This window comes from Streptomyces vastus, assembly GCF_039532825.1.
GTDB lineage: Bacteria > Actinomycetota > Actinomycetes > Streptomycetales > Streptomycetaceae > Streptomyces > Streptomyces vastus.
Genome location: NZ_BAAASJ010000124.1, coordinates 233,540 through 246,730 on the forward strand (window position 1 = coordinate 233,540; position 13,191 = coordinate 246,730).

At 71.4% G+C, this 13,191-nt stretch carries 11 protein-coding genes; 10 read left to right on the forward strand and 1 reads right to left on the reverse strand.

The window, feature by feature from the left end; all coding sequences use genetic code 11:
- Positions 1–130 precede the first annotated feature (130 nt).
- A complete protein-coding gene (locus tag ABD357_RS42220; protein WP_344396884.1) occupies positions 131–1,213 on the forward strand; it encodes a nitronate monooxygenase in 1,083 nt (360 codons plus the stop codon).
- Positions 1,213–1,959, forward strand: a complete 747-nt coding sequence (locus ABD357_RS42225) for a 16S rRNA (uracil(1498)-N(3))-methyltransferase (RefSeq protein WP_344396885.1) — start codon at positions 1,213–1,215, stop codon at positions 1,957–1,959. The genes ABD357_RS42220 and ABD357_RS42225 overlap by 1 nt, the downstream gene beginning before the upstream one ends.
- A 38-nt stretch (positions 1,960–1,997) precedes the next feature.
- On the opposite strand, the gene ABD357_RS42230 is transcribed toward ABD357_RS42225, so the two are convergent.
- The gene (locus ABD357_RS42230; protein ID WP_344396886.1) at positions 1,998–3,242 is read right to left on the reverse strand and encodes a TolB family protein; all 1,245 of its coding nucleotides are present in this window, start codon (positions 3,240–3,242) and stop codon (positions 1,998–2,000) included.
- A gap of 300 nt (positions 3,243–3,542) precedes the next feature.
- Between ABD357_RS42230 and ABD357_RS42235 the strand changes: the two genes are divergently transcribed.
- From ABD357_RS42235 to ABD357_RS42270, 8 genes are all read left to right on the forward strand, one after another.
- Positions 3,543–4,145, forward strand: a complete 603-nt coding sequence (locus ABD357_RS42235; protein WP_344396888.1) for an isochorismatase family protein — start codon at positions 3,543–3,545, stop codon at positions 4,143–4,145.
- 7 nt (positions 4,146–4,152) lie between these two features.
- A complete protein-coding gene (locus tag ABD357_RS42240) occupies positions 4,153–5,064 on the forward strand; it encodes a GlxA family transcriptional regulator (RefSeq protein ID WP_344396889.1) in 912 nt (303 codons plus the stop codon).
- A gap of 158 nt (positions 5,065–5,222) precedes the next feature.
- A complete protein-coding gene (locus ABD357_RS42245; protein ID WP_344396890.1) occupies positions 5,223–5,837 on the forward strand; it encodes a hypothetical protein in 615 nt (204 codons plus the stop codon).
- A 45-nt stretch (positions 5,838–5,882) separates the two neighbouring features.
- Positions 5,883–9,137 (forward strand): S41 family peptidase, encoded by a 3,255-nt coding sequence (locus tag ABD357_RS42250; protein WP_486389238.1) that lies wholly within the window; start codon positions 5,883–5,885, stop codon positions 9,135–9,137.
- 295 nt (positions 9,138–9,432) lie between these two features.
- Positions 9,433–9,786, forward strand: a complete 354-nt coding sequence (locus ABD357_RS42255) for a histidine triad nucleotide-binding protein (RefSeq protein ID WP_344396892.1) — start codon at positions 9,433–9,435, stop codon at positions 9,784–9,786.
- 6 nt (positions 9,787–9,792) lie between these two features.
- A complete protein-coding gene (locus ABD357_RS42260; protein ID WP_344396893.1) occupies positions 9,793–10,698 on the forward strand; it encodes a ribonuclease Z in 906 nt (301 codons plus the stop codon).
- Positions 10,699–10,853: 155 nt separating this feature from the next.
- Complete coding sequence (locus tag ABD357_RS42265) at positions 10,854–11,966, forward strand: carbohydrate kinase family protein (protein WP_344396895.1); 1,113 nt, start codon at positions 10,854–10,856, stop codon at positions 11,964–11,966.
- 169 nt (positions 11,967–12,135) lie between these two features.
- Positions 12,136–13,188, forward strand: a complete 1,053-nt coding sequence (locus tag ABD357_RS42270) for a PhoH family protein (protein ID WP_344396896.1) — start codon at positions 12,136–12,138, stop codon at positions 13,186–13,188.
- Positions 13,189–13,191 lie beyond the last annotated feature (3 nt).

Sequence of the window (13,191 nt, forward strand, 5' to 3'; positions counted from 1 at the left end):
TCTCCGAGCGCGGCTTGTTCTCGTGCCCGGAGGCCTCCGCCGTAGGTGCTGACCGGCGCCCATTCCCCTGGCGTATGCCAGGTGGAAGGCCGGATTCGGTCCTCTCCTGGGGACGTGACAACATGCCGTCATGTCCTCCGCACTGACCGATCTTTTCCCCCTTCCGATCGTGCAGGCCCCGATGGCGGGCGGCGTCTCCGTGCCGCAGCTCGCCGCGGCCGTGTCCGAGGCAGGGGGGCTCGGTTTTCTCGCCGCCGGCTACAAAACGGCCGACGGGATGTACCAGGAGATCAAGCAGCTGCGCGGGGCGACCAGCCGGCCCTTCGGCGTGAACCTCTTCATGCCCCAGCCCGAGTACGCCGACCCCGCCACCGTCGAGGTCTACGCCAACCAGCTGGCCGGCGAGTCGGCCTGGTACGAGACCAAGCTGGGCGATCCCGACAGCGGACGCGACGACGGCTACGACGCCAAACTCGCCGTGCTCCTCGACAACCCGGTGCCGATCGTCTCCTTCCACTTCGGCTGCCCCACGCGCGAGGTCCTGGACTCCCTCGCCCGCGCCGGCACGTTCACCATGGTCACCGCGACCACCGTCGAGGAGGCGCAGGCCGTGCAGCGGGCGGGCGCGGACGCGGTGATCGTGCAGGGCGTCGAGGCGGGCGGCCACCAGGGCACCCACCGCGACAACCCGGAGACGGACGGTTCCGGCATCGGACTGCTCTCCTTGATCGCGCAGGTCCGCGAGGCCGTACGGATCCCGATCGTCGCGGCCGGAGGCATCATGCGCGGCGGCCAGATCGCCGGCGCGCTCGCCGCGGGCGCCACCGCCGCCCAGCTCGGCACGGCATTCCTCGCCACGCACGAGTCCGGCGCGAACGCCCTGCACAAGCAGGCGCTCACCAACCCCCTCTTCGTGCGTACGGAGCTGACCCGCGCCTTCTCCGGCCGCCCGGCCCGCGGCCTGGTGAACCGCTTCATGCGCGAGCACGGCCCGTACGCACCGGCCGCGTACCCCCAGATCCACCACCTCACCTCCGGCCTGCGCAAGGCGGCGGCCAAGGCGGGGGACGCGCAGGGGATGGCGTTGTGGGCGGGGCAGGGGCACCGGCTCGCCCGCGATCTGCCGGCGCAGCAGCTGGTCGAGGTGCTCGCGGACGAACTGGCCGCGGCGAAGTCGGCCCTGGCGGCCTTGCCCGGCGGGGGTGCCGTCTGATGACCGCGCCGGTGTTCGTGGTGGACGAGGTGCCGGCCGGCCCGGAGTTCGTCCTCGACGGCCCCGAGGGGCGGCATGCCGTGTCCGTGAAACGGCTCCGGCCCGGCGAGGACGTGGTGCTGACGGACGGCCGCGGGCGCTGGACGGAGGGCGTGGTGAAGGCGGCCGAGGGCAAGGACCGGCTGGTGGTCGCCGAACTCCACGAGGTCCACGAGGAGCCGGAGCCGACGCCGCGTATCACCGTCGTCCAGGCACTCCCGAAGGGCGACCGGGGCGAACTCGCCGTCGAGACGATGACGGAGACCGGCGTCGACGAGATCGTCCCCTGGGCGGCCGCCCGCTGCATCACACAGTGGAAGGGCGACCGTGGCCTCAAGGCCCTCACCAAGTGGCGGGCGACGGCGAGGGAGGCGGGCAAACAGTCGCGCCGGGTACGGTTCCCCCGCGTCACGGACCCGATGACCACCAAGCAGGTCGCCGCACTCCTCACCACGGCGGCCTTCGCGGCGGTGCTCCACGAGGACCGCTCCCACCCGAGCGAGCCACTCGCCACCACCGGACTGCCCACCTCCGGCTCGATCGTGCTCGTGGTGGGTCCTGAAGGCGGCGTGTCTCCGGAGGAGTTGGAGGCCTTCGCCCAAGCGGGGGCGAAGGCGTACCGGCTGGGGCGCAGTGTGCTGCGTACGTCGACGGCGGGCACGGCGGCGACGGCGCTGCTCCTGGGGCGCACGGGCCGCTGGTCCTGACGGCGGGGGGCTCTCGCCCCCGCCGCCCCCACCCCTCCTCAGCGCAAGGTGCGGACGAACACGTCCCCGATCAGGTTCGTGTCATCGGGCACCAGCCCGGGGTAGTACGAGTCGAAGACGGCCGTCGACTCGTCCGCGCTCAGGGCCGCTCGCCCCACGGTGACGGGATTGCCGTCCTGTCCCGGTGACAGCAGATCCTCCTGGCCGGTGCGCAGATCGCGCAGGATCAGCCCCAGCGTCCTGCGGTCCGCGTCCGCCGTGTTCAGGAGCAGCTTGGAGCCGTTCACCGACAGATCCGACACCAGGGTGAGATCGGTGGGGGAGTGGCCGTCGTACCGCTGGAGCGTGCCGGTGCGCAGATCACGTACGAAGGCGTTCCAGGCTGTGCTGGTGTTCCCGTTGGGATCGCTGCCGGGGACCAGGTTGGTGGCCACCGAGTTGAAGCCGACCTTGGAACCGTCGGCGCTCAGCACCGGAGCGATCGCCGACCTGTCGGCCGGGGCGCCGTCGTGGGTGGCGTCGGCATGTACGGTCTGCCCGGTCACCCGGTCGTACACCAGGATGTCGCCCTGGTCGTTGTCGCTCGGCCCCGAGTAGCCCTCCAGATAGGCGACCTTGCGGCCGTCTGCGCTCATCGAGATCTGCTGGCACTGGTGGAAGTTCTTCGAGCCGTCCGAGGGCCGGCTGACCTGCTGTACCTGCTGCGTCCGGCGGTCCAGGAGCATGACCCGGCAGGCGAACGCGCCGTTCTCGTCGACGGCGGGCCGGGCGACGAAGGCGACGTACCGTCCGCTCGCGCTGATCGGGGCGGTCCCGTACGACACGTGGTAGCCCTCGTCCATCGCGGGTGCGAGGTGTTCGATGGTCCCGGTGCGCAGGTCCATGACGTGCACGGAGGACGTCGTGGTCGTGGCCGAGAAGGAGTTGAAGGTCAGGTGGCGCCCCGACTCGGACAACTGCGGTGTCGACGTCGACTCGCCCGGCACCACCACGCGTTGCAGCGGTGCGCCAGGGGCCGTCCGGTAGAAGACGCTGTTCCGTACGTCCGTGCCGGGAACCAGGTTGGTCGCCGACGACTGGAAGGCCACGACGCGTCCGTCCGAGCTGACCGCCGGTTCCACCGAGTGGTGGTTACCGCCGGTGCCGTCGGGGGCCACGCTGATCCGTTCGGTGCTCGGGGCCCGCTCGTCGCCCACAGCCTCCGCCGCCCCCGCGGGCCCGGCGAGACAGGCGAGGGTGGCCGCCAGGACGGCGGTCATGGAGATACGTAAGGAAGGTCTCATCAGGTGGCTCCCCCTTCAGTCGCGGGGCGACCACAGCTGCCCCTCATGCCTCCGGCCCTGCGCAGAGGGCTCACGCGATGAAAGCGCGGGGCCCGACAACGGTCAATGCGTCGGACACGTCCACCGTGTCCAACTCCCGGCGAAGCAGGGTCGGTTGGCGCAGCGACGAGTGCTACGGGCTCCGCCGGGGGCAACTTCCGGAGCGGTTGTTCCGGTGGACCTACCGATGACCGGATCGGTCCGCTCCCGGACCCGATGCGGCCTGTCGCCGCTCCACCCGCACGGCCCAGACTCGGGGACATGACCCGAGCACTGATCGTCATCGACGTCCAGGAGTCCTTCCGCGTCCGTCCACTGTGGGCGGCCATCTCCGACCCGAAGATCGCCGACCAGGTGAACCGCCTGGTGCAGCTCGCCCGGCAGGCCGGGGACCTGGTGGTGTGGGTACTGCACAACGCGCCCGGCACCGGCGATGTCTTCGACCCGGCTCTCGGCCATGTCCGGCTGATGGAGGAGCTGGAGCGAGACGATGGGGAGCCGCTGATCCACAAGACCTCGCACAACGCCTTCACCACCACCAACCTGCAGCAACTCCTCACCGAGCGCGGCATCCACGAGCTCACCGTCTGCGGCATCCGCACCGAACAGTGCGTGGAGACCACCACCCGCCTCGCCTCCGACCTCGGCTACCAGGTCACCTTCGTCACCGACGCGACCGCGACCAACCCCATCCCGCACCGCGACGCTCCCGCCGGCCAGAGCGTCGCCGAACTGCTGGCCGACCCGCGCACGCTGCCCGCCGAAGAGATCATCAGGCGCACCGAGTACGCCCTCGCCGGACGCTTCGCCACCATCGCGACGGTCGACCAGCTGGAGGCCGCGGCAGGACGTCAGGCATCATGACCGAATCGTGAGCCACGTCGTCTTCTTCCTGGTGCCCGGAGTCCACTTGCTGGACCTCGCCGGCCCCGCGCAGGTCTTCTCCACGGCCGCCGGCTTCGGGCACCCCTACACGCTCACCTACGTCGCCGAGCAGCCACAGGTCTCCACCGCCCAGGGGCTGCCACTGGTGGCCGAGCTCGACTGGCCCAAGCTCGGGCCCGGGGATCTGATCCTGGTGCCCGGCTGGCGGACCGTCACCCTGGCCGACGGCGCCCCCGCCATCGGCGCCGCTTCCCTGCAGGTCCTCCGGGACCACCACGCCGGGGGCGGAACGGTGGCCAGCGTCTGCGCCGGAGCCGAGGCGCTCGGCCGGGCCGGCCTTCTCGACGGCCGCCACTGCACCACCCACCACGACGTGCAGGACGAGCTGGCCCTGCGCCACCCCGAGGCGGTGGTCGTCCGCGACGTCCTGTTCACCGTCGACGACCGGGTGATCACCTCGGCCGGCATCGCCAGCGGCATCGATCTGGCCCTGCACCTGGTCGCGACCCGGCACGGCCCGGCCGTCGCTGCCCAGGTGGCCCGGAACATGGTCGTCTACGCCCGCCGCAACGGCCATGAGCCGCAGTCCAGCGCGATGCTCCGCCATCGCTCCCACCTCGACGACACCGTGCACCGCGCCCAGGACCTCATCGACGCCCGCTTCGACCAACCACTCCCGCTGCCCACCCTGGCCGTGGCCGTCGGCGTCAGCGAACGCACCCTCACCCGCCTCTTCACCCGAGCCACCGGGCTGACCCCCCTGCGCTACCAGCAGACCCTCCGCCTCGAACGCGCCCAGCACCTCATCAGCCACGGCGCCACGATCGACGCCGCCGCCCGCTCGGTCGGCTTCGAGGACCCACGCATGCTGCGCCGCCTCCGCGCCCGCACGGCCTGACGGCGTCAGGCCCTCTTCGCGCGCCCGGCGGCTCAGCGTGGCCACATGTGGTCTACCGCGCCCCCCGCCGTAGTGGCACCCTGCCGCCCATGGGGGCATTGAGGCGTATACGGCACGGTTTACAGGGGTGGCGGCGAGGCCCGGTCGCGGCCGGATTCGTGGTGGTAGCCGTCGTCGGGATGGCCGCCTGCGAGCCCGGCGACGGATTGAATTCCGCGGCCGTGGCGATCACCACCGATCAGGTCGGAACGCGGGAGCTCGAGCGGCAGGGCGTCGATGTGCGGTGGGTCAGCTGCACGGCCTCGTACGGAGAAAGCGCGGCCGCGACCGCCGGGAGTTCGCCCAGCGCGCGGAGTGTGGCGACCGTCGACTGTGTGGGCGAGGACAAGGACGGACGGGACATCACCATCAAGGGGAAGGTGACGCAGGAGGTCGACGGGAAGTGTGTACGGGGCGATCTGACCGCCGGGGTCGGCGGCAAGGAATGGTTCAGGGCGGACGTCCTCGGGAACTGCGATGCGGCCGATCCGACCGCCACCGCTCCCGCTCCGACCGCCACCGGCCCCACCCACACCCCTACGCCACCCACCCACACCCCTACGCCACCCACCCACACCCCTACGCCACCCGACGACGACCACGGCTCCACCCCGCCCGCCGACCACGCGACCACCCCACCGCACGAGCAGCCCGGGCCCACCGTCACGGTCACCGTGACCAAAACCGTCACCGAGCGGCCGAGCCCCACCTGTTCTTGCCGCCCAGGGAAGTGATCCAAGGCTCTGGCCGGAGGAAGGACCGCTGCATAGGGTGATCGGGTGACACAGACCGCATCCGCTGCATCCCATGCTTCCGCTGCACCCTCGGCGTACCTCCGGTATCCACATCTCCATGGCGAGTTGATCACCTTCACCGCCGAGGACGACGTCTGGGTCGCGCCCCTCGACGGCGGTCGCGCCTGGCGGGTCAGCGCGGACAACGTCCCCGTGAACCATCCGCGCATCTCCCCGGACGGTACGGCCCTCGCCTGGACGTCCACCCGCGACGGCGCCCCCGAGGTGCACATCGCCCCCATCGACGGCGGCTCCGCCAAGCGCCTTACGTACTGGGGCAGCTGGCGGACCCAGGTACGCGGCTGGACCCCGGACGGCCGGGTGCTCGCGCTCAGCACCTACGGCGAGGCCAGCCTGCGGCGCAGCTGGGCGCGGGCCGTACCGCTCGACGGCGGTCCAGCAACCACCCTTCCGTACGGGCCTGTTGGAGGCGTCGCCCACGGCCCCGGCGGCGGCGTCGTCCTGCTGTCCGCGCCCATGGGCCGCGAGGCCGCCTGGTGGAAGCGATACCGGGGCGGCACGGCCGGCAAGCTGTGGATCGATCGCGAGGGGGAGGGAGAGTTCGTACGGCTGCACGCTGACCTGGACGGGAACATCGAGTACCCGTCATGGGTGGGGGACCGGGTCGTCTTCCTCTCCGATCACGAGGGTGTGGGGGCCGTGTACTCCTCCCTCGCCGACGGGTCGGATCTGCGGCGGCACACGGCAGTTGACGGTTTCTACGCCCGCCACGCGGCGACCGACGGTACGCGCGTCGTGTACGCGTCCGCCGGTGAGCTGTGGATCCTCGACGACCTGGACGGGGCCGAGCCGCGGCGGCTCGACATCCGGCTCGGCGGGCAGCGCGTCGATCTGCAGCCGCATCCCGTGAACGCCTCCCGCTGGTTCGGGGCCGGCGCGCCCGATCACACCGGGCGCGGCAGCGCGATCGCCGTGCGCGGCGCCGTCCACTGGGTCACCCACCGTTCGGGGCCGGCCCGGGCGCTGGCCGCCGAGCAGGGCGTACGGGCCCGGCTGCCGCGTACGTTCCGCGTGGACGGCGAGGAGCATGTGGTGTGGGTGACGGACGCGGAGGGCGAGGACGCGCTGGAGTTCGCTCCCGCCACCGGGGCCGCACCCGGGGCGACACCGCGTCGGCTCGCCGCCGGGCAGCTCGGCAGGGTGCTCGGGCTCGCGGTGGCGCCCGACGGCAGCCGGGCCGCCGTGGCCTCGCACGACGGGCGGGTGCTGCTCGTCGAGCGGGAGACGGGAGAGGTACGGGAGGTCGACCGCAGTGAGGACGGCGACGTCTCCGGGCTGGTGTTCTCGCCCGACTCGGCGTGGCTGGCCTGGTCGCATCCCGGCCCGCGCCCGCTGCGCCAGCTCAAGCTCGCCAACACCGCCGACCTGTCGGTGACCGAGGCGACCCCGCTTCGTTTCCGGGACTATGCGCCCGCGTTCACCCTGGACGGCAAGCACCTGGCCTTCCTTTCGGCGCGCTCCTTCGACCCGGTCTACGACGAGCACGTCTTCGACCTGGCCTTCGTGGGCGGTTCGCGGCCGCACCTCATCACGCTCGCCGCCACCACACCCTCCCCCTTCGGGCCGCAGCGGCACGGCCGTCCCTTCGACGCGCCCGACAAGGAGGAGACGCCCGACAGCGAGGGCGCCCCCACGACCCGTATCGACCTGGACGGACTCGCCGACCGCATCGTGCCGTTCCCCGTCGAGGCCGCCCGTTACTCGCAGCTGCGCGCCGCCAAGGACGGCGTGCTCTGGCTGCGCCACCCGGTGCGCGGTGTACTCGGCGCCTCTCGCGCCACCCCGGACGACCCGGACCCGAAGACGGACCTCGAGCGCTACGACCTCGTCCAGCAGCGCATCGAGCATCTCGCCTCGGACGCCGACCACTTCGCGGTCACCGGCGACGGCAAGCGGATCCTGCTGTGGACCGACGGCAAGCTCAAGGTCGTACCGAGCGACCGGCGCGCCTCGAACGACGACGAGAGCGACACCAACATCACCGTCGACCTGTCGCGGGTCCGCCAGAGCGTCGACCCGGCCGCCGAGTGGCGGCAGATGTACGACGAGGCCGGCCGCCTCATGCGCGACAACTTCTGGCGGCCCGACCTCGGAGGGGTCGACTGGGACGGCGTACTCGACCGCTACCGGCCGGTGCTCGACCGGGTCGCCACGCACGACGACCTGGTCGACCTGCTGTGGGAGGTGCAGGGCGAGCTCGGCACGTCGCACGCGTACGTCACTCCGCGCGGCGGCTTCGGCAGCGGGGAGCGGCAAGGGCTGCTCGGCGCGGACATCTCCCGCCACGAGGACGGCCCTCAGGGATCGGCACAGTGGCGTATCGACCGGATCCTGCCGTCGGAGACCTCCGACCCGGACGCACAGGCACCGCTCGCCGCGCCCGGCGTCGCGGTGCGCGCCGGTGACGCGATCGTCGCCGTCTCCGGGCGGCCGGTCGACCCGGTGACCGGGCCCGGACCGCTGCTCGTCGGTACGGCCGGAAAGCCGGTCGAGCTGACCATCTCCCCGTCCGGGGGCGGCGATCCACGCCACGCCGTGGTCGTCCCCATCTCCGACGAGGAGCCGCTGCGCTACCACGCGTGGGTCGCCGACCGCCGCGCGTACGTCCACGAGAAGTCCGAGGGCCGGCTCGGCTACCTCCACGTGCCCGACATGGTCGGCTCCGGCTGGGCGCAGCTCCACCGCGACCTGCGCATCGAGGTCGCCAAGGAAGGCCTGGTCGTCGACCTCCGCGAGAACCGCGGCGGCCATACGTCCCAGCTCGTCGTCGAGAAGCTCGCGAGGCGTATCGTCGGCTGGGACCTGCCGCGCGGACTGCGCCCGTACAGCTACCCCGAGGACGCGCCGCGCGGCCCGGTCGTCGCCGTCGCCAACGAGTTCTCGGGCTCGGACGGCGACATCGTCAACGCGGCGATCAAGGCGCTGGGCATCGGACCGGTGGTCGGTACGCGCACCTGGGGCGGCGTCGTAGGAATCGACAGCCGCTACCGCCTCGTCGACGGCACGCTGGTCACCCAGCCCAAGTACGCCTTCTGGCTGGAGGGTTACGAGTGGGGCGTCGAGAACCACGGCGTCGATCCGGACGTCGAGGTCGTCCAGGCCCCACAGGACTACGCGACGGGACGCGACACGCAACTGGACGAGGCGATCCGCATCGCACTGGCCGCGCTCTCGGAGAACCCGGCGAAGACGGCTCCGCTGTTGCCGGGGGTTGAGTGACGGGGGTGCCGGGGTCTTTGTTTCGCCCCCGCCGCCCCTACCCGTCCCATCCCTGGGGCTTCGCCCCCTGACCCCCGCTGATCGGCCTGAACGGCCTCGTCCTCAATCACCGGACGGGCTGAAACCAGCCCGTCCGGCGATTGAGGACCGGGTGAGGACCGGGGTCAGGGGACGGAGTCCTAGAGGGCGAGGGATGAGTGACGGGGGGCTTACGGCGGGGCTGCAGACCCCCTGCCCGCCTCCACCGCTCGCTACGATGCCGACGTAACGATCATCCAGCGTGAGGAGGCCGCGCATGGCAGGGGAACCGCAGGACGACTGTCTGTTCTGCAAGATCGTCGGAGGGAGAGTGCCGGCGACCGTCGTGCGGGAGACGGAGACGACCGTTGCCTTCCGTGACATCAACCCGCAGGCGCCCACGCACGTCCTGGTGATCCCGAAGGCCCACCACCGGGACGTCGCCACGCTCGCCGCCGCCGACCCCGCGGCCCTCGCCGACGTGGTGCGCGAGGCCGGTGAGGTCGCGGCCGACGAGAAGCTGGAGAGTTACCGCATCGTCTTCAACACCGGAAGCGGTGCGGGCCAGACCGTCTGGCACGTGCACGCGCACGTCCTGGGGGGCCGCGGCATGCAGTGGCCGCCGGGGTAACTCACCGTGTCCGTACGCGAATTGGTGGTCCTCGGCACCGCCAGCCAGGTCCCCACCCGGCACCGCAACCACAACGGCTATCTACTGCGCTGGGACGGGGAGGGCCTGCTCTTCGACCCCGGCGAGGGCACGCAGAGGCAGATGCTGCGTGCCGGAGTCGCGGCCCATGACCTGCACCGGATCTGCGTCACGCACTTCCACGGCGACCACTCGCTGGGCCTCGCCGGAGTGATCCAGCGCATCAACCTCGACCGGGTGCCGCACGAGATCACCGCCCACTATCCGCGGTCCGGCCGACGCTTCTTCGAACGGCTGCGGTACGCCACCGCCTACCGCGAGACCGTCCAGCTCACCGAGGCACCGGTCGCCGCGGACGGCGTACTCGCGGCCTCGAAGGCGTACACCTTGGAGGCCCGCAAGCTCGCCCACCCCGTCGAGTCGTACGGCTACCGGCTCGTCGAACCCGACGGACGGCGCATGCTGCCCGAACGGCTCGCCTCGTACGGGATCAAGGGGCCGGACGTGGGGCGGATCCAGCGGGAGGGAGTGCTGGGCGACGTCGCGCTGGAGGATGTGAGCGAGGTGCGGCGGGGCCAGCGGTTCGCGTTCGTCATGGACACCCGGCTGTGCGACGGCGTGTACGCGCTCGCGGAGGGGGCCGACATGCTCGTCATCGAGTCGACCTTCCTTGACGCGGACATCGAACTCGCCGTCGACTACGGCCATTTGACTGCCGGTCAGGCCGGCGGGGTCGCCCGGGACGCGGGCGTACGGCATCTCGTGCTGACGCACTTCAGTCAGCGGTACTCCGAACCCGATGACTTCGAGCGGCAGGCGCGGGCCGCCGGGTTCGAGGGGGAGCTGACGGTGGCGCACGATCTGCTGCGGGTACCGCTTCCGAAACGCCGGTGATCCGGCCCGACGATGCCTGACCACCCCTCCCCGAAGCCGAGAGGACAGAGGCTTACGGGAGCGCAGGCGAGCGGCGCGCGCCCACTGCCGCAGGGCGGCTGTCAGTGGTGTGGTGCACACTGGCGGGAAATCGCACCACGTCAGGGGAGCGCACCGTGACCACGCCCCACGGAGAGGGCCCGTACCGCCGCCACGCCCACGTCGATCCGCTCGCCGGGCTGCGCACACCCGGCGACCCGCCCTGGGACGTCTACCTCACCGGCACCGTCTTCCTCGACATCATCTTCACCGGCCTCGACTCCGCCCCCGTACGCGGCACCGAGTCATGGGCGCGCGGCATGGGCTCGAGTCCCGGAGGCGTCGCCAACATGGCGACCGCGCTGGCCCGCCTCGGCCTGAAGACCTCCCTGGCGGCGGCCTTCGGGGACGACCACTACGGGGAGTACTGCTGGGACGCCCTGGAACACGGCGAGCACATCGACCTGTCCGCGTCCCGCACGGTGCCCCACTGGCACTCCCCGGTCACCGTCTCCATGGCGTACGAGGGCGAGCGGACCATGGTCAGCCACGGCCACGAACCGCCTCCCGAGGAGCCGGCTCCCGACTGCCCGCCAAGCGCGCGTGCCGCCGTCGCCTCGCTGACGCCGGGCACACACGCGCCCTGGATCGCGCAGGCCGCACGCAAGGGCGCCCGGATCTTCGCCGACGTCGGCTGGGACGACACCGGCCGCTGGGACCTCGCCGAACTTCCCGACCTGGAGCACTGCGAGGCCTTCCTCCCGAACGCCCAGGAAGCCATGCGCTACACCCGCACCCCTTGCCCCCGTGAGGCCGCCCGCGCGCTCACCGACCGCGTGCCGCTCGCCGTCGTCACCCTCGGCGCGGAAGGTGCGTACGCCGTCGACGGACGCACCGGAGAGACCGCCGCCGTCCCCGCCATCGCCGTCGAGGCGCTCGATCCCACCGGTGCCGGCGACGTCTTCGTGGCCGGCTTCGTCACCGGCACCCTGGCCGGCTGGCCCCTGGCCGACCGCCTCGCCTTCGCCGGCCTCACGGCAGCCCTCTCCGTGCAGGAGTTCGGCGGCTCCCTCTCCGCCCCCGGCTGGAACGAGATCGCCGCCTGGTGGCGCCGCGTCCAGACGTACGACGACCAGGACCCGTCCGCACTCAGGCGGTACGCCTTCCTGGAGACGCTCCTCCCGGAGGACGCCAGGCCCTGGCCGCTGCGGCGGGCGGTACCGACGATCGGGTTCCGGACTTCGGCGTGAGTGCGCGGATCCCGTCACCTTCATGGACCCCGTCCCATTCCCCTCCGGTAACGGCACCCGAAAACGCCTACGGCGTTGTCAGTGCTCCGACGTACCCTGGGCAGTGCACAGGCAGTCAACTGGCTGCGGACCCTGTCGAGGAGGACGAGCAAGGCCTACGAGCCGGCCCATGACTGACACACCCACAGCGCACAGCCCCGTTCAGGGGCAAGCGAAAGCGCAGTTCACCGTCCCGCCCAAGCACCCCATGGTGACCGTGCTGGGCTCAGGAGACGCCCTCCTGCGCGTGATCGAGAAGGCCTTCCCGGCGGCCGACATCCACGTCCGGGGCAACGAGATCAGCGCGGTCGGCGACGCCCGCGAGGTGGCCCTCGTCCAGCGCCTGTTCGACGAGATGATGCTGGTGCTCCGCACCGGACAGCCGATGACGGAGGACGCGGTGGAACGCTCGATCGCCATGCTGAGGGCAAGTGAAGACGGGAACGGCCCCGAGGAGACCCCGGCCGAGGTGCTCACCCAGAACATCCTGTCCTCCCGAGGCCGCACGATCCGCCCCAAGACCCTCAACCAGAAGCGGTATGTCGACGCCATCGACAAGCACACCGTCGTCTTCGGCATCGGCCCCGCAGGCACCGGCAAGACCTACCTCGCCATGGCCAAGGCGGTCCAGGCCCTCCAGTCCAAGCAGGTCAACCGCATCATCCTGACCCGCCCCGCGGTCGAGGCGGGCGAGCGGCTCGGCTTCCTGCCCGGCACGCTGTACGAGAAGATCGACCCGTATCTGCGCCCCCTGTACGACGCGCTGCACGACATGCTGGACCCGGACTCGATTCCGCGGCTGATGGCGGCGGGGACGATAGAGGTGGCGCCCTTGGCATACATGAGGGGCCGTACCCTTAATGATGCTTTCATCATCCTGGACGAGGCCCAGAACACGAGCGCCGAGCAGATGAAGATGTTCCTCACCCGGCTCGGCTTCGACTCGAAGATCGTGGTCACCGGCGACGTCACGCAGGTCGACCTCCCGGAGGGCACGAAGTCCGGGCTGCGTCAGGTCCAGGACATCCTGGACGGTGTCCAGGACGTGCACTTCTCGCGGCTCACGTCCCACGATGTCGTACGGCACAAGCTGGTCGGCCGTATCGTCGACGCGTACGAGAAGTACGACAGCGAGAACGGCACGCAGAACGGCTCCCACAAGGGCCGTAACAAACGGAAGTAGACC